This window comes from Sphingobacterium sp. Lzh-3, from assembly GCF_046764375.1.
In the GTDB taxonomy this organism is placed as follows: domain Bacteria; phylum Bacteroidota; class Bacteroidia; order Sphingobacteriales; family Sphingobacteriaceae; genus Sphingobacterium.
In genome coordinates this window covers 2,996,722-3,019,717 of record NZ_CP177226.1, presented here as the reverse complement: position 1 = coordinate 3,019,717, position 22,996 = coordinate 2,996,722, and the positions used below count along the sequence as shown (strand labels likewise).

Annotated in this window: 25 protein-coding genes and 1 tRNA gene; 19 read left to right on the top strand and 7 right to left on the bottom strand. The window is 38.4% G+C overall.

Going from position 1 to position 22,996, the window contains the following annotated elements:
• From ACLCDV_RS12545 to ACLCDV_RS12515, 7 genes are all read left to right on the top strand, one after another.
• Nucleotides 1-579, top strand: a complete 579-nt coding sequence (locus tag ACLCDV_RS12545) for a bifunctional precorrin-2 dehydrogenase/sirohydrochlorin ferrochelatase (protein ID WP_317666808.1) — start codon at nt 1-3, stop codon at nt 577-579.
• A complete protein-coding gene (locus tag ACLCDV_RS12540; protein WP_411973867.1) occupies nt 569-1,270 on the top strand; it encodes a phosphoadenylyl-sulfate reductase in 702 nt (233 codons plus the stop codon). Before ACLCDV_RS12545 ends, ACLCDV_RS12540 begins: the two co-directional genes overlap by 11 nt.
• A gap of 53 nt (nt 1,271-1,323) precedes the next feature.
• Complete coding sequence (cysD, locus tag ACLCDV_RS12535; protein WP_317666810.1) at nt 1,324-2,214, top strand: sulfate adenylyltransferase subunit CysD; 891 nt, start codon at nt 1,324-1,326, stop codon at nt 2,212-2,214.
• A gap of 36 nt (nt 2,215-2,250) precedes the next feature.
• Complete coding sequence (locus tag ACLCDV_RS12530; protein ID WP_317666811.1) at nt 2,251-3,495, top strand: sulfate adenylyltransferase subunit 1; 1,245 nt, start codon at nt 2,251-2,253, stop codon at nt 3,493-3,495.
• A 539-nt stretch (nt 3,496-4,034) separates the two neighbouring features.
• Nucleotides 4,035-5,366: an NADP-specific glutamate dehydrogenase gene (gene gdhA, locus ACLCDV_RS12525; protein ID WP_411973866.1), complete on the top strand. Its 1,332-nt coding sequence runs from the start codon at nt 4,035-4,037 to the stop codon at nt 5,364-5,366.
• A 101-nt stretch (nt 5,367-5,467) separates the two neighbouring features.
• Nucleotides 5,468-5,713: a hypothetical protein gene (locus ACLCDV_RS12520; protein ID WP_307186420.1), complete on the top strand. Its 246-nt coding sequence runs from the start codon at nt 5,468-5,470 to the stop codon at nt 5,711-5,713.
• Between the two features lie 10 nt (nt 5,714-5,723).
• Nucleotides 5,724-6,059, top strand: coding sequence for a hypothetical protein (locus tag ACLCDV_RS12515; RefSeq protein ID WP_317666813.1), 336 nt, complete (start codon nt 5,724-5,726; stop codon nt 6,057-6,059).
• A 31-nt stretch (nt 6,060-6,090) separates the two neighbouring features.
• On the opposite strand, the gene ACLCDV_RS12510 is transcribed toward ACLCDV_RS12515, so the two are convergent.
• The 3 genes from ACLCDV_RS12510 to ACLCDV_RS12500 all read right to left on the bottom strand — a co-directional run bounded on the left by ACLCDV_RS12510 (nt 6,091) and on the right by ACLCDV_RS12500 (nt 9,982).
• Nucleotides 6,091-6,747 carry an MgtC/SapB family protein gene (locus ACLCDV_RS12510; RefSeq protein ID WP_317666814.1) on the bottom strand — a complete coding sequence of 219 codons (657 nt, stop codon included), beginning with the start codon at nt 6,745-6,747 and terminating at the stop codon, nt 6,091-6,093.
• Nucleotides 6,748-6,817: 70 nt separating this feature from the next.
• On the bottom strand, nt 6,818-9,187 hold the full coding sequence (locus tag ACLCDV_RS12505) for an endonuclease MutS2 (protein WP_411973865.1): 2,370 nt from the start codon (nt 9,185-9,187) through the stop codon (nt 6,818-6,820).
• A gap of 21 nt (nt 9,188-9,208) precedes the next feature.
• A complete protein-coding gene (locus tag ACLCDV_RS12500; protein WP_317666816.1) occupies nt 9,209-9,982 on the bottom strand; it encodes a DUF4296 domain-containing protein in 774 nt (257 codons plus the stop codon).
• 73 nt (nt 9,983-10,055) lie between these two features.
• On the opposite strand from ACLCDV_RS12500, the gene ACLCDV_RS12495 reads away from it, so the two are divergent.
• From ACLCDV_RS12495 to ACLCDV_RS12450, 10 genes are all read left to right on the top strand, one after another.
• Nucleotides 10,056-10,748 (top strand): YggS family pyridoxal phosphate-dependent enzyme, encoded by a 693-nt coding sequence (locus ACLCDV_RS12495; protein ID WP_411973864.1) that lies wholly within the window; start codon nt 10,056-10,058, stop codon nt 10,746-10,748.
• Entirely contained in the window at nt 10,741-11,193 is a 453-nt protein-coding gene (locus ACLCDV_RS12490) for an N-acetyltransferase family protein (protein WP_411973863.1), read from the top strand. The genes ACLCDV_RS12495 and ACLCDV_RS12490 overlap by 8 nt, the downstream gene beginning before the upstream one ends.
• 60 nt (nt 11,194-11,253) lie before the next feature.
• Nucleotides 11,254-12,006 carry a DUF3298 domain-containing protein gene (locus tag ACLCDV_RS12485; protein WP_411973862.1) on the top strand — a complete coding sequence of 251 codons (753 nt, stop codon included), beginning with the start codon at nt 11,254-11,256 and terminating at the stop codon, nt 12,004-12,006.
• 23 nt (nt 12,007-12,029) lie between these two features.
• Nucleotides 12,030-13,292 (top strand): aspartate kinase, encoded by a 1,263-nt coding sequence (locus ACLCDV_RS12480; protein ID WP_411973861.1) that lies wholly within the window; start codon nt 12,030-12,032, stop codon nt 13,290-13,292.
• A complete protein-coding gene (locus tag ACLCDV_RS12475; RefSeq protein ID WP_411973860.1) occupies nt 13,293-14,480 on the top strand; it encodes a THUMP-like domain-containing protein in 1,188 nt (395 codons plus the stop codon).
• A 46-nt stretch (nt 14,481-14,526) separates the two neighbouring features.
• Nucleotides 14,527-15,516 (top strand): LLM class flavin-dependent oxidoreductase, encoded by a 990-nt coding sequence (locus tag ACLCDV_RS12470; protein WP_317666822.1) that lies wholly within the window; start codon nt 14,527-14,529, stop codon nt 15,514-15,516.
• 56 nt (nt 15,517-15,572) lie between these two features.
• Entirely contained in the window at nt 15,573-16,370 is a 798-nt protein-coding gene (locus ACLCDV_RS12465; RefSeq protein ID WP_333575091.1) for a hypothetical protein, read from the top strand.
• Nucleotides 16,371-16,382: 12 nt separating this feature from the next.
• Entirely contained in the window at nt 16,383-17,039 is a 657-nt protein-coding gene (locus ACLCDV_RS12460) for a DUF1345 domain-containing protein (protein ID WP_317666824.1), read from the top strand.
• Nucleotides 17,040-17,083: 44 nt separating this feature from the next.
• Nucleotides 17,084-17,470: a hypothetical protein gene (locus ACLCDV_RS12455; protein ID WP_317666825.1), complete on the top strand. Its 387-nt coding sequence runs from the start codon at nt 17,084-17,086 to the stop codon at nt 17,468-17,470.
• 92 nt (nt 17,471-17,562) lie between these two features.
• Nucleotides 17,563-17,982: a c-type cytochrome gene (locus ACLCDV_RS12450; protein ID WP_317666826.1), complete on the top strand. Its 420-nt coding sequence runs from the start codon at nt 17,563-17,565 to the stop codon at nt 17,980-17,982.
• Nucleotides 17,983-18,196: 214 nt separating this feature from the next.
• On the opposite strand, the gene ACLCDV_RS12445 is transcribed toward ACLCDV_RS12450, so the two are convergent.
• Nucleotides 18,197-18,276: transfer RNA gene (locus tag ACLCDV_RS12445), tRNA-Leu, on the bottom strand.
• Nucleotides 18,277-18,457: 181 nt separating this feature from the next.
• On the opposite strand from ACLCDV_RS12445, the gene ACLCDV_RS12440 reads away from it, so the two are divergent.
• Nucleotides 18,458-19,411 (top strand): aldo/keto reductase, encoded by a 954-nt coding sequence (locus ACLCDV_RS12440; protein ID WP_411973859.1) that lies wholly within the window; start codon nt 18,458-18,460, stop codon nt 19,409-19,411.
• A 264-nt stretch (nt 19,412-19,675) separates the two neighbouring features.
• Here ACLCDV_RS12440 and coaD read toward each other — a convergent pair whose 3' ends face one another.
• Genes coaD through ACLCDV_RS12425 form a run of 3 tightly spaced genes read right to left on the bottom strand, consistent with a single transcriptional unit; the run spans nt 19,676 to nt 21,481 of the window.
• Nucleotides 19,676-20,152: a pantetheine-phosphate adenylyltransferase gene (coaD, locus tag ACLCDV_RS12435; RefSeq protein WP_411973858.1), complete on the bottom strand. Its 477-nt coding sequence runs from the start codon at nt 20,150-20,152 to the stop codon at nt 19,676-19,678.
• Nucleotide 20,153: 1 nt separating this feature from the next.
• Entirely contained in the window at nt 20,154-20,693 is a 540-nt protein-coding gene (gene rsmD / locus ACLCDV_RS12430; RefSeq protein WP_411973857.1) for a 16S rRNA (guanine(966)-N(2))-methyltransferase RsmD, read from the bottom strand.
• The gene (locus tag ACLCDV_RS12425) at nt 20,684-21,481 is read right to left on the bottom strand and encodes a DUF3822 family protein (RefSeq protein WP_411973856.1); all 798 of its coding nucleotides are present in this window, start codon (nt 21,479-21,481) and stop codon (nt 20,684-20,686) included. The genes rsmD and ACLCDV_RS12425 overlap by 10 nt, the downstream gene beginning before the upstream one ends.
• An 84-nt stretch (nt 21,482-21,565) precedes the next feature.
• On the opposite strand from ACLCDV_RS12425, the gene ACLCDV_RS12420 reads away from it, so the two are divergent.
• A complete protein-coding gene (locus ACLCDV_RS12420; protein WP_411973855.1) occupies nt 21,566-22,990 on the top strand; it encodes an ATP-dependent RecD-like DNA helicase in 1,425 nt (474 codons plus the stop codon).
• Nucleotides 22,991-22,996 lie beyond the last annotated feature (6 nt).

Below are 22,996 nucleotides of genomic sequence, written 5' to 3'. Positions count from 1 at the left end.
ATGAACCAACTCTTTCCAATATTTGTCAAACTTAATCAGATCCACATCTTGCTTGTTGGGGGCGGGAAAGTTGCGTTAGAGAAATTTCAGGCTTTGGTTTCTAATGACGAGACATTAAACCTGACCATTGTGGCTAGGGAAATCACTCCAGGTTTTGAGGACCTATTACAAAATTATCCACAGATTCAGCTCCACATCCGTCCATTTGCACCCAATGACCTTACAAACAAACAACTCGTCATCGCAGCAACCAACAATATCGAGCTCAATGATCAACTGCGTAGTTTAACATCCAAAGAGCATATATTGTTTAATGCAGCAGACAAACCAGACTTGTGCGATTTCTATCTAGGATCCATTGTAAAAAAAGGAAATCTTAAAATTGCCATTTCCACGAATGGTAAGTCTCCAACAATGGCTAAACGGGTTAAAGAGTTCTTAAACGACCTCTTACCCGAAGAAATAGATGAGACATTGTCATTGTTGAGTACCTATAGGGATCGACTCAAAGGAGATTTCGAATTTAAAGTAAAGAAGTTGAACGAGCATACAAAAAATATATTACGTCATGAGCGTTAAGGAACTTAAAGAAATTATTACTGATAAAAAAGGAGTAGAACTCTTGCAGACTATAGCTTCACTGTTTCCCAATGAAGTCATCTTCTCTACCTCGTTCGGTATTGAGGATCAGATTATCACGGAATGGATCGGTAAAAATCAGATTGATATCCAACTCTTCACGCTGGATACCGGCCGACTGTTTAAAGAAACCTACTCGTTATGGAGTCGTACATTGGAACGCTACCAATTGCAGATTAAAACTTACAGTCCAGATACAGCTTTGTTGGAGGATTTTGTCAGCAGAAAAGGCCCCAATTCATTCTATGAATCGGTGGAAAACCGAAAAGAATGTTGTAGAATAAGAAAAATCGAGCCACTACAACGTGCAATCAAAGGAAAGAAAATTTGGGTAACAGGCATCCGCTCCGACCAGTCCACCAATCGACATGATATGGACTTTATCGAGTATGACGAGCTAAATCAAATCATCAAAATACATCCTCTATTTGACTGGACTTTTGAAGAAGTAAAAAAATATTGCAAGGAACACTATATTCCTTATAATGTATTACATGACAAAGGTTTTCCAAGTATTGGCTGCCAACCCTGTACCCGAGCTATACAAGAAGGTGAAGATTTCCGTGCTGGTCGATGGTGGTGGGAAGATCAGAGTAAAAAAGAATGCGGTTTGCACGCTGTTAAATCTTAGGATAATAACTGCTAGACCTAAATTCATTAAATCATATTTTATTATTTTAAAGAATGGACTATTTAGATCATTTAGAAGCGGAAGCTATATATATATTAAGAGAAGTAGCTGGACAATTTGAAAAACCTGCACTCTTATTTTCGGGGGGAAAGGACTCTATTACACTTGTTCACTTAGCGAAAAAGGCTTTCAGACCAGGTAAATTTCCATTTCCATTGGTCCATATCGACACTGGACACAATTTTCCAGAAACAATTGCTTTCAGGGATTCATTGATAGAAGAAATCGGAGAGAAGCTTATTGTAGGTTATGTTCAGGATAGCATAGACCAAGGGAAAGTGGTAGAGCAAAAAGGAAAAAATGCAAGCCGCAATGCCTTGCAAACAGTAACATTATTGGATACAATTTCGAAGCATGGTTTTGACGCTTGTATCGGAGGTGCGCGTAGAGATGAGGAGAAAGCGCGTGCTAAGGAACGAATTTTCTCTGTCCGGGACGAGTTTGGTCAATGGGATCCTAAAAGACAACGACCTGAACTATGGAGTATTTTCAATGGTAAGATAAACAAAGGTGAAAATGTACGCGTATTTCCAATTTCTAACTGGACAGAATTAGATGTGTGGAACTATATCAAACGTGAGGGGATCGCACTACCGTCCATCTATTTTAGTCACGAACGAGATGTGATTACACGCAATGGTCAATTGATGGCAGCAGCTCCATTTTTGAATATTGACGCAGAAGATGTTATTCAACGTAAATCTGTACGCTTCAGAACGGTTGGCGACATGACATGTACTGCAGCAGTGGACTCAACAGCAACAGAACTTGATGATATCATCGCAGAAATCAAAGCATCAACTGTAAGCGAACGAGGAGCACGGATGGACGACAAGGTATCTGAAGCCGCTATGGAAGAGCGCAAAAAACAGGGATACTTTTAAATCACATTTCAAATTAAACACCTGATATTGACAACAATGAATATATTGAAATTTATAACTGCCGGCTCTGTAGATGATGGTAAAAGTACCCTAATCGGCCGATTACTATATGACACAAATTCCATCCTGGACGACCAGCTGGAAGCTATACAACGTGCAAACCGTAAAAATGATGATGGAACGGTAGACTTGGCCATATTAACCGATGGACTTAAAGCCGAACGTGAGCAGGGAATAACCATCGATGTTGCTTATAAATACTTTCAGACAGATCGCAGAAAGTATATCATAGCTGATGCTCCAGGGCATATACAATATACGAGAAACATGGTAACAGGTGCATCCAATTCGGATCTGATCATCATCTTGGTTGATGCCAGAAAGGGGGTAATTGAGCAGACAAAACGCCATTCCTTCATCGCTAAATTGTTAGCGATGAAACAAGTACTAGTCTGCGTCAATAAAATGGATATGGTCGATTACAGTGCTTCAGTATACGAACAGATCAAAAATGACTATTTGGCATTGGCAGCCAACCTTAAACTTAAGGATGTTGATTTCATACCCGTTTCAGCATTGAAAGGTGACAATATTGTGTATAAATCCGAGCGGATGCTTTGGTATACAGGTGAATCCTTGTTGGATTATCTGGAACACGTTGAAATACATGAACGTGAAGCCGCAAATTGGAGATTCCCCGTTCAATGGGTTGTAAGACCACAAACTGATGATTTACACGACTATAGGGGTTATGCAGGTCGGGTATTAGGAGAGGGGTTAACTGTTGGTGACCAAGTTATTGTTTATCCGGCAGAAACATATAGCACGATTGATGCGATCGAACTGAATGGACAACAGCTTCAACGGGCTGAAAGTGGCCAGTCGGTGATCATTCACCTTCGTGATGACGTTGATATTAGTCGTGGCGATACTATCGCAAGTATAGAAAATCCACCAAAGTTCGAGCGCAACATTCAGGCGAATTTATGTTGGTTCGACAGCAAACCATTGGACACAGATCAAATATATCTAGTACAAAGCCATAGCAAATTAACCAAAATAAAGATAGTAGATGTACTATACAAATTTGATATCAATACACAAGAAAAAGTGTATAATGATATTATTAAGCTAAATGACATTGGCCGAATCGCGATTAAATCCGCTGAGAATCTTGTATTTGATTTGCAAGAAGAAAATTCTGAAAATTCCCAAGCCATTGTTATTGATCCAAGAACAAATCTAACAGTCGGCGCATTGATGATTCAGGCAGTCGACTAACACGACAACGATTAATTGTAAATATTCAACCTAAATATTTTTTCAAGGAACCCAGTCAATGTCTGGGTTCCTTTTATATTTTTGCTCGTCTAAAATCTACGTAATCATCAAGATCTTTCAAGAATAAGCAATAACTCCATCTAAAAGGAGTGTGTTAGAAATTACTATTTAACATAATATAAATTATAAACAAAACAATAAATAAAAAAGATATAGGTTTTCACCTTGAAGCTAAGCTGAAATATTTAACAAATAATCAGAAAAAGACATTAGATATTTTATAATAATAAGTGATATTTTGGTGATTTTTATCAAAACAGAATCATTTTCGCTTTTTTCCAATAGAAATCGAACAAAATACAGATAATACATCACCACACACACATTTCACCAATAAATAGTCGATTTTAAACGACAAACATAAAATATGAAATTTCATTAAAACAGATTAATATTTGTAAATAATTAACAAATATTGGTTTTTCATTAAAAAATATATAAATTAGTGCCAGCCAAAGGGAAATTTTACTAATTAAAACATGTCAAAAAATTTTAACGAGTTCATCTCAATCGTTGAGAAACGTAATCCAAATGAACCAGAGTTCTTACAAGCTGTAAAAGAAGTTACCGAGGATTTATTTCCTTATATCACCGAAAACCATCCTGAATTTTTCGACCAAAAAATTCTTGAAAGACTTACTGAACCAGAGCGTATTATATCTTTCCGCGTAACTTGGTTGGATGACAACCATCAAGTACAGGTAAATCGCGGATACCGTGTTCAAATGAACAGTTCAATTGGCCCATATAAAGGTGGGCTTCGCTTTGCTCCTTCTGTTAACCAAAGCATCCTTAAATTCCTTGCTTTTGAGCAAGTATTCAAAAATAGTCTGACAGGATTGCCGATTGGTGGCGGTAAAGGTGGGTCTGATTTCGATCCCAAAGGAAAGTCGGACAATGAAATCATGCGTTTTTGTCAAAGTTTCATGACTGAACTTTACCGTCATATTGGTGCTGATACCGACGTACCTGCTGGTGATATCGGAGTTGGTGGACGTGAAATAGGCTTTTTATTTGGTCAATTTAAACGTCTTCAAAATAATTTTACAGGAGTCCTTACAGGTAAAGGTGAATTATGGGGCGGTTCATATATTCGTCCCGAAGCTACTGGTTATGGTTTATTGTATTTTGTTGACTGTATTTTCAAACATCAAGGAAAATCATTACAAGGTAAAGTAGCGACAGTTTCTGGTGCTGGGAATGTAGCTTTTTACGCTGTAGAAAAAGCATTGCAGCTTGGTGCTAAAGTAATTACCGTATCAAACAGTTTGGGAACACTTTATGATCCTGATGGATTTAACGCAGAAAAAATGGCTTTTGGTGCTACATTAGGAAGAAGTTTAGATCAATATCCATCCAAATATCCAAATGCTCAGTTCTTCCCAGGTCAAAAACCTTGGCAATTCAAATGCGATATTGCATTACCTTGCGCAACACAAAATGAACTAGATGAGTCCGACGCCAAGACACTTATTTCAAACGGGTGTATATGTGTCGCCGAAGGTGCCAATATGCCTTCAACTGCTGAAGCTATCAAAGTTTTCCTAGATGCAAAAATCAGTTTTGCGCCCGGTAAAGCAGCGAATGCCGGTGGTGTTGCTGTCAGTGGTCTGGAAATGTCTCAAAATTCTATCCGCACACAATGGTGTACTGAGGAAGTTGACAATCGCCTAAAATCAATTATGGAGAGTATCCACGAGACCTGTTTAAAATATGGTAAAGAAAGTGAATTTGTAAACTATCTAAAAGGCGCCAATATTGGTGGTTTTATAAAAGTCGCTAATGCCATGAAAGCACAAGGTATCGTATAACAAGCCTTTTTCTAATCATATCATAATCCTGAGCGCTCAGATGCATTGCATTTGGGCGTTTTTTTATATTTTTATACCAAATTTAAAAACAAGAGATTTACATGAGACTAATAGCTGAACTCCCCCATCCTGATTGCAAGATTTCAATTTTTGGAATGAACCAGAAATTCATTATTAAGTTTGAGCAGGGTAATTTAGAACAATCCTATAAAATTGCAGAAATGGATATCATTGGTGGTGTAAATGGTGTTTTTGATTTGCTTGACGAGGAATTTCTAAAAACTGTGATTGATCAGTTCGCATTGATGCGTCAATCTTTTAACAATGCTTATAGTAGATACGAATAACAACAAACTTATGTTGAATTACATATATTTTGCAGCATTTTGGACATGTCAGATTATCTCCTCCATCCTATTTAAACTCGGCGGAATTCATCCAAAATATAAATGGGTGACTTTAATTGTGGGAAATATTATCCTCTTATCTGCGAGCTGGTTTCTTGTGCAACTGTTTAAAAATGTGTCTCAGCCTATTGTAATAGCATTATGCTCGGGTGGTACATTTTTAACCGTGCAATTGGCCATGTCGCTATATTTTAAAAGCCCGTTGACCTGGCAGCAAGTTCTCGGCATGTTTGTTATTATTTCTGGTATGGTCCTGATAACTTTTGGCGGCAAAGAAACTACCTAATCTCAAATTTCGAACAGTATAAAGATGAGTTTTATTTATTATAATAGAACTCATCTATAACAATTGATCCTGCCAATTGCTGATTGAACCGGTCTAAATCATTCATTTTACCTGAAATATCATACATAACCTCCAATTTACCGCTAATCTTTTCAATTACTCGCCTTGTGGCTTTAATTTTAAACTCCGTTGCGAGCTGTTCGAACTCATGTAAATGGTAAAACTCATTAGAACTAAATTTAACATGAAGGGAACGGACCAGATAGTAACGTGCCAGAAGAATTTCAATTCGCTGAAACAAAGCAAGGATAACAACCATAAATACAGCAAAGGAAATAGCGTACATCAACTGTCCTAATCCGGCAAACATTCCAATTCCAGCTGTTGCCCAAATTACCGCTGCCGTTGTAAGGCCACTGACCGATAGCTTTCCTTTAAAGATGACACCGGCGCCAATAAAACCGATCCCGGTAACAATATTTGCAGCAACACGGTCTGTACTGTTGCCAACAAACAGGCACGAAACAATAGTAAACATAGCTGAACCAAAACAGATCAAAACCACCGTTCGGAATCCAGCAGATTTGTTTCTGTACTCCCGTTCAAAACCAATTAAACTACCACATAGAATTGAAGTAATAGCATTTAATAAAGGCTCACTACTCAAGAAATCAAGAATAATCTCCATGATAAATTTTACCGAAAGGTTAAAGAATGGAGCCCGCGATAGTTTTCATTCGAACCCCATTTAATTTTGTCTATAGATAAGCATAAGTTATACCATCACCACCACGATCCTGATGCTCGTCTTCAAATCGACTTACATGACTATATTTACGCAGATAATCGCGTACAAACTTGCGTAAAATACCATCACCTTTTCCGTGAACAATCTTTAACGACGGATAACCGATCATTACTGCCCGATCCAGAACCCGCTCCAGTTCATTGAGTGCATCCTCGGTACGCATACCTCTCAAATCAAGTTCGGGTTTAAAATCTGCCACAGAACCTGCAGAAATGGACTTCGATAAACTTTTTGCGTTTTTTTTCCCTTCACGCCCCTCCAACTTAATTACGTTTTTTCGTTTTTGTACAGTACGTAATTCACCCATAGCCAGAATAAGGTTGTTTTTTGCAATTTCTACTACCTGTGCCTCAGCACCATTGTCTAAAATCTGCACCCAATCTCCAATCGCTAATTCACTAGATTCTGGGGTCTTCTCTTTAGTAACTTGCTTTATAACCTGCTGTTCTTTAGGTAAAACAGCCTGAAGAGCCTGATCTAGATTGTTACGCAACTCCCGGGTCTTCTCTTTATCTGCTTTAGCCGATTTAATCTGGGCAACAGTATTCTCAATGAGCTTATTTGAATTCTTAATAATCTGCTGCGCTTCCTCTTTAGCCTTCTTCAGAATTCCTCGTTTATTCTCTTCCAAATACATTTGTAATTCCAGATATTCCGATTTAATCGACTCCAGTTCTTTCTCCCGCTTATTAATGGCAACCTTTGTGTCAAATACTTCTTTTTTCTCTCTCTCAAGATCGATTAAAAGCGTATCTACCTTCTTTTGCTGCACACCAATTTTACTTTTGGCAGACTCTAGGATATCCCTGCCTAACCCTATTTTTTGAGCAATTTCAAATGCATAGGAACTTCCCGGTTTACCAATCTGAAGAATATACATCGGTTTCATTTCTCGATTGTCAAATAGCATGGAGGCATTCTCCAAGCCGGTTGAATTGCTGGCAAATACTTTCAGATTTGAATAGTGTGTCGTTACAACTCCCCTAATTTGCTTCTTATTAAGTGATTCTAATACTGCCTCAGCGATAGGCCCACCAAATAAAGGATCCGTCCCGGTTCCAAACTCATCAATCAAAACCAGCGTGCGTCCGTTTGCAAATTCAGTAAAATACTTCATCTTAGACAGGTGTGCGCTATAGGTACTCAAATCACTTTCTATCGATTGATCATCACCAATATCCGCAAATACCTGTTTAAAAACACCTACTTTTGTTGTTGGTTCGGCCGGTATTAATAATCCCGACTGCACCATAATCTGCAATAGCCCTACTGTTTTCATGCAGACAGATTTACCACCTGCATTCGGCCCCGAAACAACAATAATACGTTGGGTACTATCAATTTGTATATTTAGAGGAACAACCGTATGATGTTGATTTAACAACAAAAGTGGATGTCGGCCATTGACCAAATTAATCTCGGCTTCTTTCGATAATTCAGGCATTTCTGCCTCAATATCCAAGGCAAAAAGTGCTTTTGCTCGTACAAAATCCACTTTGGTCAATAGTCCATGATACGAAAGTAGCAAAGGAATATGTGGACGAACCTTATCCGTTAATTCCACTAAAATACGAATAACCTCACGACGACGTTCAAACTCTAAATCCCTAATCTTATTATTTAACTGAAATACTTCTTCCGGCTCTATATAAGCAGTTTGACCTGTAGCGGATTCGTCATGAATCAAACCTTTAAGCTTTCTCTTATTTTCTGCTAAAATAGGAATACAAAGCCTTCCATCCCGTACGGTAAGGTTACCATCGGCAGTCCAACCACTATCTTGTGCACTTTTAAAGATACTATTGATACGTTTGAGTGCCTCCTGCTCCGTCTTTTGAATCTGTTGTGTTATTTCCAATAGCAAACGTGATGCGTTATTTTTAAGCTTTCCACGCTCGTCAATCACCATTTCAATATCGCGAATAATTCCTTTCTCGATCGGCAAATGTTCAAAGAGTACCTCAAGATTGGGATAAAGTCCTTCGCGCTCATTGAAATAACGAATAATGGCGTAAACTGTCTTAAGAGATAATAGTACCCGAAAGAATTCCTCTTCAAGTAAAAACGCACCTTCCACACGAGCTTTCTCAATGATTGATCTCAATGGGAAAAAATTTTCAACGGGAAATGCGCCATCATTCACCAAGAGATCTTTAAACTCATTCGTCTGTCTTAAAAATCTATCAATTTGGTCAAAACGGGTCTGCGGTTGAATTTTATCAACCAACTCACGTCCCGACTCACTTAAGCATTTTTGTTTTATTCTATCTTTTATCTCGGAAAAACCGAGCTTATCTATTGCATTTATTGGATATAACATAGAAATCATATTCTTTAATGATTAAAGTTTCGCCGGCGGTTTTATTTGCTGCGGCGGACTGAGAACTGGTCTTCTTTCCAGTTCAGTTGTTGGTAATTGCTGAGGTAGCGCCTGCTTTGGTGTCACCATAGTATCCCTACTTGACATACCAGGTTTTGTCAGCTGGGAAGACTTACCCGTTGTAGGCGGAGGCGCATCAATTGGTAAAGTTGAATTGCCGACAGACAGCTGGTTCATAAGGTAACTATCCGTACTGATACCAGTCTTCATCTGGAAACCTCGATTAAAAAACGATGCCGCTTCTTTGTAACTCAATTTTTCCTTGCTAGGAACATGATGGATAAGCGCTGCGATCCGTTCCTGATAAGCCTGCTGCGCACGCATAACACGATTCGTGCTATCCTGAATACGGACATTCACAATCGAATCTCGGGTACGGATGGAATCTTGTTTCTTCCGTTCAATGTCGGCATAAAACTTATTCTCTTTCGTCAGATTTTCCTCCACTTTCTTATAGATAGCAGACATGACTTCAGCATCTTTCCCATAATAGTCCAGATTTTTCTTAAAAGAAACCGAATCTAGACCATATTTATCGAATGTGACCTGATACAAAGGTAACATCACTTTGCGCGCACTATCGATGGGCAAAATGTTGAGGTAAGAATCTGTCAATTGGATTTCTGTGAGTACATCCACAAACTTACTTTGGGAGATAATATCTTTCCCACCGGAACCTACACAAGAACCAAATAAAAAAATCACTGCAAGTAGATTGAGTATTAATCGTAGCATTTCGTAGTTTTGTACAAATTTACAAAAAGCACCGACATTTGGCACTTTTTACATCATCAAAACTATATCGGAAATGAGCATTGCTAGTAATTTAGAAGCGTTAAGATTGGAAACTGAGGCAGTTGGTGTACAACTTGTCGCCGTTTCAAAGACAAAATCCAATTCAGACATCATGGAAGCCTATGAGGCAGGACAACGTATTTTTGGTGAAAATCATGTTCAAGAGTTGGTTGAAAAGGCAGAACTTCTACCCAAAGATATTCAATGGCATATGATTGGTCATCTTCAGACAAATAAGGTGAAATATATCTCTCCATTCATTAGCCTAATTGAATCTGTTGATTCATTAAAATTACTGAAGGAAATTAACAAACACGCCCAAAAATCAAAACGAACAATAGATTGCCTTTTACAAGTTTATATCGCCGAAGAAGAGACAAAGTTCGGTTTTGATCATGCCGAGTTAATCGAACTTCTCCGAGATGATGAATTTCTTGAGTTGAAAAATGTCCGTGTATGCGGTTTGATGGGGATTGCCTCCAATACGGATAGCCAAAAAGTAGTAAAAGCTGAATTCTATGAACTTAAAATGTTGTTTAATGGGATCAAAGCAAGTTTCTACAGAAAAGACGAGCATTTCAGCATTCTTTCTATGGGCATGTCCTCCGACTATAAATTGGCTATCGAAGAAGGTTCGACGATGGTACGTATAGGAAGTACAATCTTTGGAAAAAGAATAATTAAACACTTTAAAAACAATGACTAAACCGATTATAAGAGAAGCAATTAAATCTGACTGCCCACGAATGCTCGAATTGATTAATGAGCTGGCAATCTTCGAAAAAGCACCCCATGAGGTAACAGTCTCCCTTTCGGAATTTGAAGATGCGGGATTTGGAAAAAGTCCCGTTTGGGGTGCATTTCTCGCTGAGCTGAAGGGTGAAATTGTCGGAGTTTCATTATATTATACAAGATATTCAACCTGGAAAGGTCGAAGACTCTATTTGGAAGATCTAATCGTGACAGAAAATATGCGCGGATTAGGAATTGGAAAACTACTTTTTGACAAGACTCTGGCCTATGGCAGACAATGCGGTTATCATGGCATGGTATGGCAGGTATTAGACTGGAATGAACCGGCCATTAAGTTTTATGAAAAATATAAAGCGGACTTTGATGCGGGATGGATCAATGTATCAATTACTTATTAAATAACAGAGATAATCAATTCAATGCGGTTTTATTTTTCCTTAAAAATTCTAGTTATCAGCATGTTGTTGAATGCCTGCAATGGCCAAAATACACCACCTATTGCCGGTCGAAATGCAGATACACTCGTCTATAATAGAAAAATTATAGACGAGCATAGTAATTATTTTCTAAAGGATGACAATCGATTGGATACAACATATTTTCGCGCAAAATACCCAGTATTTCAAGAAGATAAGATCAATAAGCTTATCGCAAATATTGTTCATCTCGAAGGCGACACGAGTATGCAAAATGCTGCCAATCGCTTTATCAATTCTTATAACGAATATGTGGAGGATAATAGTGGTAAATCCACTGCAACCTGGAATCGGGATTTACAGATCGATGTGATCGCCAATACCGCTGTTTTTCTGGGACTAAGAACAAAACAAGAAGAATACACCGGTGGTGCCCATGGAGATCACTTTACCCTTTATTCAAACTTTGATAGACAGTCAAACAAACCAATCTCGATTGATGATGTCATTCAGAAAGAGAACAAAGATAAATTTGTCAAAATCGCTGAGCAATATTTTCGCAAACAAGAAGGATTAAGTGATGATGACTCTTTCAACGGAAAGTATTTTTTTGAAGACGGTAAATTTTCGCTCGCAGATAATTTTACGTTTGAAAAGGACGATATCCTATTTTATTACAACGTATATGAGATCAAATCCTATGCGGAAGGAAATACAGAACTACGTATCCCCTACACGACATTCAAACATTTGATTTCGGACAAAGGATTACGTTATATCAATAGTATCAATTAGCAATCAACTAAACTAATAAATAAATGCAGGTTTTTAAATTTGGGGGTGCATCAGTAAAGGATGCGGAAAGTGTCAGAAATTCGGCGCGGATCATTTCAAAATACAAGGGCGAAGCCCTGTTGGTTGTTATATCCGCAATGGGAAAGACAACAAACCTTCTTGAAAAATTGACCAAAGAATATTTTAACAATACTGGAAATCAATTTCAGACGTTGGAGGAAGCCAAAGAATTTCACTTTCATATCCTTCAAGAATTATTCCCGGAGGCTGAAAACCCTATATTTGATGAGATTTCTAACTGTTTTGTGGAGATCGAGTGGATCCTGGAAGAAGAACCTCAAGATTCATATGACTATCTTTTCGATCAAATCGTATCGATGGGAGAACTTATCTCGACCAAAATTGTGGCGGCATATGTTGCTTTTATTGGTGAAAAGGTAAAGTGGCTAGATGCGCGCGACTATATATTCACCGACAATACCTATCGCGAAGCAGTTGTAGACTGGAATAAAACTGAGGAAAGAATTCGTACCGAACTGCCTGCAATACTTGATGATTATATCGTAATCACCCAGGGCTTTTTAGGCTCTACGTCTGAAAATTTCACGACAACCTTAGGGCGCGAAGGTTCTGATTATTCGGCCGCGATCTTTGCATCTTGCCTGAATGCCGAAAATGTAACAATCTGGAAAGATGTCCCCGGAGTCCTGAATGCCGACCCAAAATGGTTTGAGAAAACCGAACTGATTCCCGAGTTATCCTATACGGACGCCATTGAACTCACCTATTACGGTGCCACAGTCATTCATCCTAAAACCATTAAACCATTACAGAATAAGAAAATCGCATTGAACGTCCGTTCTTTTGTCGATCCCGATTCTCCAGGAACTATGATAAAAAGTACGAATCAGACTTTGCCTGTACCTTCTTTCATATTCAAGGTAAACCAAATTTTCATTTCAATCTCTCCAAGGGACTTCTCTTTTATTGTGGAAGATAATTTAAGAGACATCTTCAATCTATTCTATGAGCATCGTATCAAAATCAATATGATGCACAATACAGCTATCAATTTTACCGTTGCAGTAGATGATACCGGAAAAAACTTGGTAGACTTAATCAACGAGCTAGAACAACGATTTAAAGTCAAATATGAATCTGGACTCGAGCTTATTACAATCCGCTATTACAATCAAGAAACGATTGACCGCGTTTTAGTTGATAAGCAAGTCATTAGCGAACTAAAGGACACCTATACCTGTCAGCTTCTCGTAAAGAAAATATAAATGAATACATTAATTCTTCAAGAGGAGATTCAACAGTTTTTAGCTAGAAACGCACAGGAGTCTCCTACTAAAATTGCATTAAAAAAATCTCCTTTTGAAGGAATTTCATCTTCCGAACTTGCAACACAAGTCGATGGGAAGCAACGGACAAGTACAAAAATCCCTTTATGGGCAAAAACACCGGGAATATATTTTCCCGCCAAACTCAACTTGGAACAATGTTCTTCGGAGGCAACAGGAATATTCAAAAGTTCACTGATCAAAAAAGGAACACATTTAGTTGATGCCACCGGCGGTTTTGGCGTAGATAGCTTTTACTTCTCAAAACAGGCAGCAAAGGTTACATCCTGTGAGCTAAACCCTGAATTAGCGACGATTACAAAACATAATGCCACTGTTTTACAAGCGGACAACCTTGAGATCATTTCAGTTAACGGCGTAGACTACGTACTCAACGATCCAGCTAAACAATTTGATTACATCTATTTAGATCCTTCCAGAAGAGTGCAAAACAAAAAGGTCTTTTTATTGGATGAATGTGAACCTAATTTAGTTCAATTACAGGATAATTTTTTTCAGCACAGCAATACCATTATCAGCAAACTTGCGCCACTATTGGATATATCTTCTGCAATACAACATCTGCGACATGTGAAAGATGTTTATGTCGTATCGGCCCAAAATGATTGCAAGGAGCTTATTTTCGTACAAGAAAAAAATTATGAAGGTAATGCAACCGTTCATGCTGTCAGATTATTTCAAGGACAGCAACAGGTTATCTCCTTTACCTATGAAAGTGAGCGCGCTATCGTTAATGAATATAGTGAACCACTATCCTACTTATATGAACCAGATGTTGCTCTTTCCAAAGCGGGTGCCTTTAAAACTGTTGGCCAAGTTTTTAATGTTAAAAAATTACATAAAAACACACATCTCTACACTTCCGATCAAAAGATTGAAAATTTTCCCGGTAAAACATTCCTGGTAACACAGATAGAATCCTTTACTGATTTTAAGAAAAATAAGAAATCCTTACAATCAGGAATCATTGCCAAAAATTTCCCGCTCAAAACAGAAGAGATCAAAAAGAAATTTAAAATTAGGGATGCTGGAGACTCATTTGTATTTTTTACAACAACCCTAAATGATCAATTTAGTGTCATACATACACAGCGAATGTTAGAATAGACATTTTCATTACAATTGTCGAAAATCTTCTCTGTAATTTTAATGTATGGATAAAATAGCATTATCAGCATTGGATTTGGCTCCTATCAAAAAAGGAGAAAATACTGCGAGTGCCCTAGCACGTACCGTTAAAATCGCACAACATATAGAAAAACTGGATTTTAAAAGGATTTGGGTTGCTGAACATCATAACATGGAATATATTGCCAGCTCCGCAACATCCCTCCTTATACAGCATATTGCATCAAATACCAACCATATCCGCGTAGGATCGGGAGGAATTATGCTACCCAATCATGCTCCTCTAGTTATTGCAGAACAGTTTGGTACATTGGAGACATTATTTCCGGGACGTATTGACCTGGGTTTGGGCCGCGCTCCCGGCACAGACCAATTGACGGCAATGGCATTGCGCAGAAATAACCTGAATACCGCATTTCAATTTCCTCAAGAAGTGAAAGACTTGCAACGATATTTCAGTGCCGAAAACTTTGACGCAAAAGTTCGCGCCTTTCCTGGCGAAGGTTTGGATATTCCACTTTACATTTTGGGCTCGAGCACTGATAGCGCCTATTTGGCAGCTAGCCTAGGCCTTCCTTATGCCTTTGCGACACATTTTGCACCCGCGCAATTTGCTTCGGCGAGTATGATCTATCATCAGAATTTCGTGCCATCTGACGTGTTGGAAAAACCTTACTTCATCTCCTGTGTCAATGTTATAGCGGCAGACAGTACTGACGAAGCGGAATTTTTAGCAACAAGTTTCTATAATCTATTTGCCGGCATTGTAACAAATACAAGAAGACCGCTGTCAGAACCCACACAAGAAGTAATTTACAAAGGTATCCCAGCAATAGAGCAAGCTGTAAAAAGCATGGCTTCATGTGCTTTCATTGGTGACGGAGCTAAAATACGTCCAGAAATAGAGAAATTTGTAAAAGATCATAAAGTAGATGAGATTATGGCTACTTCTTACATTTTTGACGATGACAAATGCTGCAATTCATTTTCATTGCTAAAAGATGCGCTCGCCTAAAAAACGCTCGTTTTATATACGGTGAATTTTATATATTTAAATTAAATTCACCGTATATGAATATTTATAATGCCTTTGCTTTGCTATTGGGCTTGTTTTCCATTCAAGCATGTATAAATCCCTCTTCACAACAAAGTAGAGGTCTATCTGATACGATCAAGACATCGGACACGTTACCCCAAGTGACTGTAGGCAGCAATGTTGCTGCTGATTCCTCCAAAGGACAGATTTTTCTCGTTCGCAGCTACCGAATATGGGAAAAAGAGGATCCTACAACCGTCTTAGATAAAGACTGGTTTGACCTTTACGAGGAAAATGGCAAATATTATCTCGAAAAAGTAGACTATGAAATCAAGGATGGTTTTGACGATTGCGCCCAAGTGCCAACCAAAAATGTTGAATCGCGTAGAAACTCTGTGCTCTTTCTAAAATTGAAAGGACTCCAGGCCGGTTCCATAGAAAATGTAAAAGTGACCCACTCCGAAATATGGCCAAAAGAGTCCGTTGAATATTCTTTTAAAAATCAAAAAGTCACGCTCAAAGCATTGGGAACAATAAAATCCACAGAGATACAAACCGATGAAAAAGGTCACGAGAAGTTGTTTCATGAGGTGACTAATTATAAATTAAACTATATACTGAATAAGGAGAATAAAGAAAAAACACTCTTTCAGGTTGATCAATATGATGATGTATTTATGTCTACACTTTTCGTTGGTGATATCGATCGGGATGGCGCCTTAGATTTTATTTTTTCTAACCCAAACAACTATGAGGAAGAAGCGATGTTTTTATTTCTGTCTAATCATGGTAATGCACTTACCTTTGAAGCTGATGTACAGTTTGATTGCTAAATAACAAGTAAAATGGCGAGAATTAACCTCTACTTACATCGGATGAAATCCATTGACCGCGCTTTGCTTTCAGTTTGCATGTTTCTCCTGATCTATCTTATATCGCCCATTCGATCCCTTCCCCTGTTGAACCTAATGTTATGCTGGTTTGGTTTTTGTGTCTCCTACATTGTTATATCTTGGTTTACTTTTTATACAATGCCTATTGCCACTATCGCAAAAAAGGCACAGCAAGAAGATGGCAGTCGCCTCTTCGTCTCCCTATTTATCATCCTAGTGACACTCGGATGTTTTGTTTCGGTCCTCATGATTATTGTATCCAGTAAGGACAGAGAGCTGAACGATGCTTATATCATTATCATCTGCATGCTAGCCATGCTGGCCTCCTGGGTATTGGTTCATACCATCTACACCTTTCATTATGCACGCCTATATTACGAAAATAAGTCAAATGGAGATGGCTTAGAGTTTCCAGGAGATGACAAACCCGATTACATCGATTTTGCCTATTTTTCATTTGTTATGGGATGCACATTCCAGGTATCCGATGTTGGTATCTCTTCCAAAAAGATACGACGGGTCGCACTATTTCATGGACTCCTCTCCTTTGCCTTAAATACATTTGTCGTAGCATTGACAATTAACATTATTTCGGGCTTAATCAATTGAGTTTTTAACCAAAAAACCTTATTTTAGTGCAAAAAATTACACACATGAAGTTGATTACCCCCTTAGTTGCGCTCAGTTTATTCATAATCCTAATCGCCTCATGTGCAAAAAATGAAGATACGGGTGGTGCTGCTGCCGATGCTAGTGGCAGCTTTATTGGTCGTGTCCAATATCAGGACAATTCTCTGGAAGTAGATCGGGATAATCGGCTGATACGTGTACTGAAAGAAAGCACAGATTCCTATAAAATCGAATTTTTCACAGGAGTTCCCAGCATTACATCGCTCAGACTCAGTCAAACGAATGATAGCACCTGGTCTTCTTCTGACTCCACAAGCTTAAAAGTGGTAACAATTAAAGGAAAGCTATTAACGATAAACTATCAGCTCAATAGTCAGAGCTGGAATGTGGTGGATGCAGTGCGTAAATAATAATCAATCTAAATTGTCATAATAACTTCATTTTTTGTTTGTAAATTATCTCCTTATCCTTATATTTAGTTAAGCATAAAAGGAAAAGAGAAATGAAACAATTCAATAAATTAGCTGCAATTGCATCCGTGTTTGCGATTACCCTTGCATTGAGCGCATTCAGCTTTCAGCAAGAAAAACCCAAGGAAGAACCTAAACCAACCAATTTAAAAGTTCTTCCGAAAAACATTTCCCATGATGAGTTGATTTCCACAATGAAGGAGTTCAATGTTGCTTTGGGTGTAAAATGCGGTTTTTGTCATGCCCCATCTAAAGAAGATCCTAAAAAGATGGATTTTGCAAGCGATGAGAATCACAAAAAGGAAATTGGTCGGGCTATGATCAAAATGACCCAGAAGATCAACAAAAAATATTTTAATCGTAGCTGGGATAATACACCAGCCAAAGCAATTTCCTGCAAAACCTGTCATGGAGGAAAAGAAGAACCGGAAATGGTCTTAGCGAAAAACTAATCAAACCACATATTCATGTAACACCATAGTACCCTGTATTATGGTGTTTTTCGTTTTTGCCCGTCGGACTATATGCACTCAACAACGATCTATAGAGATGGAAGTAAACTGCAAAATAATTCGAAAACAACTATAACGATCTATTAAATGGTACAGCACTTAGTTCCGAAGAAAATGGAGTAAAAAAAAAGCCTCTCAATCGAGAAGCTTTTTGTACCCGGAGCCGGAGTCGAACCGGCACGGTTTCCCACTGGTGTTTGAGACCAGCGCGTCTACCAATTCCGCCATCCGGGCATATCCGTTTGGGATGATGCAAAAGTAAACAAAGTTTTTATTATTGCAAATTGTCACAACACCTATTATTCAAACTCACTGAAAATGAATGAGAAAATTTTTATAAAAATTTCCATAGGCCAACCAATTCTTCAAAAACGTACTTTTTTAAGTAATTTTAAGTAGAAATAATAAAGTGATTATGGAAAAAGTAAAACTCGGCAATAGCGAAATCCAGTTCAAACCTATTGTATTTGGCGGAAATGTGTTTGGCTGGACAATCGATGAGAAACAGTCCTTAACCTTATTGGATGCTTTTGTAGATATGGGATTCAGTCTGATCGATACGTCCAATAACTATTCCCATTGGGTGCCGGGCCACAGTGGTTCAGAATCCGAAATGATCATCGGCAATTGGATATGCAAGAGAGATGTCCGTGATAAAATCCAAATTGCAACGAAAGTTGGCGGTCGCCGAATTGACAATAGCAAACCCAATTTAAAGAAAAAGTATATCATTAAGTCAGTTGAAGATTCGCTAAAAAGATTGCAAGTCGACACGATCGATCTATACCAATCCCATCATGATGACCTTACTACAGATATAGACGAAACGTTGGAAGCCTACCAGCACTTAATTCAAACAGGGAAAATAAAATGGATAGGCGCCTCAAATTTAAGCCCTGAGCGTATCAGAGAATCGCTAAATATCGCCGAAAAACATAGCTTACCAGCCTACATTGCTGTACAACCCGAATACAACCTCTATGACAGGGCTAAATACGAAAGACAATATGAACAACTTGCACTTGATAATCATTTAGGTGTGATAAGCTATTATTCACTTGCCAGCGGTTTCCTTTCTGGCAAATACCGTTCCATTGAGGATATTAAGGAAGCGAAACGAAAGGAGGCTTTAAAACACCGGTTCAATGATCGTGGCCTACATATTTTAGATACATTGGCTGAAATAGCCCACAGCCAGCAGAAGACAATGTCTGCCGTTGCCTTAGCCTGGATTTTACATAGACCTTCTATTACTGCACCGATTGTGAGCGCCACAAACGTCCAGCAGCTGGAAGAACTTGCCAAGGCTGTGGAAATTAAACTAACTCCGGAAGAGTGTTTTCTATTGGATAAAGCGAGCTCATACTAAATACAAGAAACAAAAAAATATCGCCAACAAGATGAAAATAAGGAAATTACCCATATTTATACCCCAAAACAAAATAATATTTGGCTTAAAATTATAAGTCATGCTTAATTAGGGTGTAAATAATTAAACAAATAATCCATATAAGACCGATAAATACCTGTATTTCAGTATTGAAAAAAAGGGCGCAAAATATTATTTTGCGCCTTACCCAAATTTTAATCTTTGTCAACGACGATTAAAATTCTATAGAACTTAGGTCGTTATTTACTTTATTTTTTTATCCAACAACAATAAGACAGCTTCAGGCACCATGGCAGCTACATCCCCACCGTTAAACCAAACATCTCGTACGATAGAAGATGAGATATGAGCTTTTCCAGATCTGCTCATCAAAAAATAGCTTTCTACCTCACTATTAAGCAATAGATTATTTTGAGCAATCGCATTTTCAAATTCAAAATCATTAGTATTTCGAAGCCCTCGTAAAATAAAACGTGCACCTATTTTTTGACAGAAATCTACCGTAAGCCCCTCATACTTCACTACTTCTATCTCCTTTACCCCCTGAAAGACCTCAGTAATGGTACCTACACGTTCGTCGTGATCGAGCATTCCTTTTTTATTGGCATTATACCCAACTGCAATAATAACTTTATCAAACAGTGGTATTGCTCTTTCAACCAGGTCTTGATGAGCTAAAGTAAAAGGGTCAAAAGAACCCGGAAAAACAGCAATTTTCATATTAGATCGTATTTGCGTAGAAAGAAAAAGAAGAATAACCGTATTTTCTGGTCTCTATAAAATTTGGATGCTCCTCCATCTGTCTTGTCGATGGATGCTCCACAACAAGGAGTCCCTTATCTGCCAACAAACCCTGTTCGAAAATTAGTTTGGGCAATTGTGGCAATTTAGGGATATCATAAGGAGGATCAGCAAAAATAAAATCGTAGCGGTCTTTGCAACTGCCAATGAACTTAAACACATCTGCTTTCCTCGCTTTGATCTGTTCCAATTTCATCTTGACTGCAGTATCATTGATATACTGTACACACTTAAAATGGAGGTCAACAGCATCTACATGTTTCACATCCCGAGACGCTAGTTCAAAGCTGATATTGCCAGTGCCGGCAAAAAGATCAAGACAATAAAGCACATCAAAATCCAGCCGATTCTGTAAAATATTAAACAAAGCTTCCTTTGCAATATCCGTGGTTGGCCGCACAGGTAAATTGGTCGGTGGGTTGAGCCTTAAACCACCTAAACGTCCACCTATTATTCGCATAATATTGAATCAAATAGTACATTGTATGGTGCCAGATTCGATTCTATCTCCCGATCAGCCAATACTACTTTTGTCTTCAGGTCCAATACCTCTATATCTCCAGCATAAGCTGAGATACGGCTATAATAAGATGTATTAGGGATTTCTCCAGAAAGAAGAGCCTTGTGGATAGTATCTCCCAAATTGAACTGGGCCAGCATATTCAAAAGGTAATAGCTGATATCATCAAGATTGTGAATTTCAAAACTATTGTAAATCTGAAAAACTCCATTTTTAAACAAGTAAAAATCCACCGTATTCTCCGAGCCAAAATGAAGTCCTAAAACATTTCCGCGAATGGACACCCGCTCCTGCGCACGGTCTAGTACCACCGCAAATTCAGGAAGTATGACGGCATCTGGAAACAATCTTTTCCATCTATTCAAAAGCAATCCATCAAACTGATATATAGCCACTAAGTTAAGATTATCTAAAATATATACAAAGGTATTTTCGACATCTGATGTACCTAAAAACTGTACATATTGTTCGATCTTGTCACGCTGAAAAAACTCCTTCGGAACAAACGTAAAGGTTTGATGTGGAATTACCACCCGCACAAATCGAAAAGGAAGGCTCATGATTCGTGTGGCATCCAAAATGGGCTCCTCCGAAGGATATTCGATTAAAATCGGAGCGACCGATTTCTTATCGACCACAGCCAATACATCTTTCTGAAAGCCAGCTTTGACCAAAAGATTGTACTCCGGTAAATAATGAATATTAAATTGATTCGATATATAATTCATTCGCTGAATTGTAAAATTTAAACTTCTTAGAGCAAAAATAGCTTTTTCTAGAGGATAAGACAAACCTTTTAAATAACTTTGAGGGTGTTCATCAAAAATCTGTTAATACAGCAATTTCCATGGCAGGCCACCACAGAGCAGTTGCAAGCCTTCGAATTATTGGAAGAGTTTTTACTCGCTTTCGACAAGCAATCTTGCTTCGTGCTCAGGGGATACGCAGGTACCGGTAAAACAACCTTGATATCGACGCTGGTCAAAGTGCTCCCTTCCCTACGGAAACGAGCGGTTCTACTAGCTCCGACAGGCAGGGCCGCAAAAGTGATTACGTATTATTCCGGACGTAAAGCCCTTACAATTCATAAGAAGATCTATCGAAAAAAATCGGCAGTTTCTTTCCAGCTTGATTTTACGCTTGCTGAAAATCTTCATGAAGACACCTTGTTTATTGTCGATGAAGCTTCCATGATATCCAATACGTCGGTGAATGCTCTCTCCGGGAGCTTATTGGACGACCTGATCCGTTATGTCCAATCTGGAAAGAACTGTACCTTGCTATTTGTCGGTGACACTGCCCAGTTACCGCCAGTAGGGCTTCTCGACAGTCCAGCATTAAACCCAAGCTATCTAGAGACCGAATATCATCTTTGCGTATACCCTTTTGAGCTCACCTCTGTTGTACGCCAGTCCCAAGATTCGGGTATCTTATACAATGCCACAACGATACGGGAAGAAATCACGTCCGCTGGGGAAGATCAAGACAATTTTCCTTTTCCTAAATTCATAACTAAAGGATTTAAAGATCTTTACCGGATGACAGGTGAACGGCTAATTGAAGGGATAAACTATGCATACGACAAATATGGACTCGAAAATACGATGATTATATGCCGCTCAAATCGCTCTGCAAACCTGTATAATCAAAATATAAGGAATCGTATTTTATTTCGGGACGAGGAGCTAACTGGCGGAGATTATATCATGGTGGTAAAGAACAACTATTTTTGGCTCCAGGAAAACAATATGGGGGATGGCTTCATTGCTAATGGGGATATGGCCAAAGTCCGGAAGGTAAGCAACATCCATGACCAACACGGCTATCGATTTGCAGATGTCACACTCGAATTTGTTGATATTGACGAAATAGAACCCATCACCTGTCGTGTCATCCTGGATAGTCTATATACCGACAGCCCCAATTTACCCTACGAGACACAAAAGGCACTTTATGAAGAAATTGCATTGGATTATGCAGATATTCTTGATAAAAAAGATCGTTTGGAAGCTATTAAGAAAGATCCCTATTATAATGCGCTGCAAATTAAATTTGCTTTTGCAATTACCTGCCATAAGGCACAGGGCGGTCAATGGCCAATCGTATTTGTAGATCAAGGGTATATAAACGACGATATGCTCGATCTAGAATTTCTAAGATGGCTGTATACAGGCGTCACCCGTGCCACAAAAGAACTTTTTTTAGTAAATTTTAATGAAAATTTCTATCCATCATAGGATTAT

Excerpts from the sequence above, each read along its gene's own strand:
- ACLCDV_RS12490 (WP_411973863.1), top strand. The coding sequence starts at position 10,741 with ATGACTAAACCGATTATAAGAGAAGCAATTAAATCTGACTGCCCACGA.
- ACLCDV_RS12520 (WP_307186420.1), top strand. The coding sequence starts at position 5,468 with ATGAGACTAATAGCTGAACTCCCCCATCCTGATTGCAAGATTTCAATT.
- ACLCDV_RS12470 (WP_317666822.1), top strand. The coding sequence starts at position 14,527 with ATGGATAAAATAGCATTATCAGCATTGGATTTGGCTCCTATCAAAAAA.
- gdhA (WP_411973866.1), top strand. The coding sequence starts at position 4,035 with ATGTCAAAAAATTTTAACGAGTTCATCTCAATCGTTGAGAAACGTAAT.
- ACLCDV_RS12495 (WP_411973864.1), top strand. The coding sequence starts at position 10,056 with ATGAGCATTGCTAGTAATTTAGAAGCGTTAAGATTGGAAACTGAGGCA.
- ACLCDV_RS12485 (WP_411973862.1), top strand. The coding sequence starts at position 11,254 with ATGTTGTTGAATGCCTGCAATGGCCAAAATACACCACCTATTGCCGGT.
- ACLCDV_RS12515 (WP_317666813.1), top strand. The coding sequence starts at position 5,724 with ATGTTGAATTACATATATTTTGCAGCATTTTGGACATGTCAGATTATC.
- ACLCDV_RS12500 (WP_317666816.1), bottom strand. The coding sequence starts at position 9,982 with ATGCTACGATTAATACTCAATCTACTTGCAGTGATTTTTTTATTTGGT.
- ACLCDV_RS12540 (WP_411973867.1), top strand. The coding sequence starts at position 569 with ATGAGCGTTAAGGAACTTAAAGAAATTATTACTGATAAAAAAGGAGTA.
- ACLCDV_RS12465 (WP_333575091.1), top strand. The coding sequence starts at position 15,573 with ATGAATATTTATAATGCCTTTGCTTTGCTATTGGGCTTGTTTTCCATT.
- ACLCDV_RS12440 (WP_411973859.1), top strand. The coding sequence starts at position 18,458 with ATGGAAAAAGTAAAACTCGGCAATAGCGAAATCCAGTTCAAACCTATT.
- ACLCDV_RS12480 (WP_411973861.1), top strand. The coding sequence starts at position 12,030 with ATGCAGGTTTTTAAATTTGGGGGTGCATCAGTAAAGGATGCGGAAAGT.
- ACLCDV_RS12475 (WP_411973860.1), top strand. The coding sequence starts at position 13,293 with ATGAATACATTAATTCTTCAAGAGGAGATTCAACAGTTTTTAGCTAGA.
- ACLCDV_RS12455 (WP_317666825.1), top strand. The coding sequence starts at position 17,084 with ATGAAGTTGATTACCCCCTTAGTTGCGCTCAGTTTATTCATAATCCTA.
- ACLCDV_RS12510 (WP_317666814.1), bottom strand. The coding sequence starts at position 6,747 with ATGGAGATTATTCTTGATTTCTTGAGTAGTGAGCCTTTATTAAATGCT.
- ACLCDV_RS12460 (WP_317666824.1), top strand. The coding sequence starts at position 16,383 with ATGGCGAGAATTAACCTCTACTTACATCGGATGAAATCCATTGACCGC.
- ACLCDV_RS12505 (WP_411973865.1), bottom strand. The coding sequence starts at position 9,187 with ATGTTATATCCAATAAATGCAATAGATAAGCTCGGTTTTTCCGAGATA.
- ACLCDV_RS12450 (WP_317666826.1), top strand. The coding sequence starts at position 17,563 with ATGAAACAATTCAATAAATTAGCTGCAATTGCATCCGTGTTTGCGATT.
- rsmD (WP_411973857.1), bottom strand. The coding sequence starts at position 20,693 with ATGCGAATAATAGGTGGACGTTTAGGTGGTTTAAGGCTCAACCCACCG.
- ACLCDV_RS12530 (WP_317666811.1), top strand. The coding sequence starts at position 2,251 with ATGAATATATTGAAATTTATAACTGCCGGCTCTGTAGATGATGGTAAA.
- cysD (WP_317666810.1), top strand. The coding sequence starts at position 1,324 with ATGGACTATTTAGATCATTTAGAAGCGGAAGCTATATATATATTAAGA.
- ACLCDV_RS12545 (WP_317666808.1), top strand. The coding sequence starts at position 1 with ATGAACCAACTCTTTCCAATATTTGTCAAACTTAATCAGATCCACATC.
- ACLCDV_RS12425 (WP_411973856.1), bottom strand. The coding sequence starts at position 21,481 with ATGAATTATATATCGAATCAATTTAATATTCATTATTTACCGGAGTAC.
- coaD (WP_411973858.1), bottom strand. The coding sequence starts at position 20,152 with ATGAAAATTGCTGTTTTTCCGGGTTCTTTTGACCCTTTTACTTTAGCT.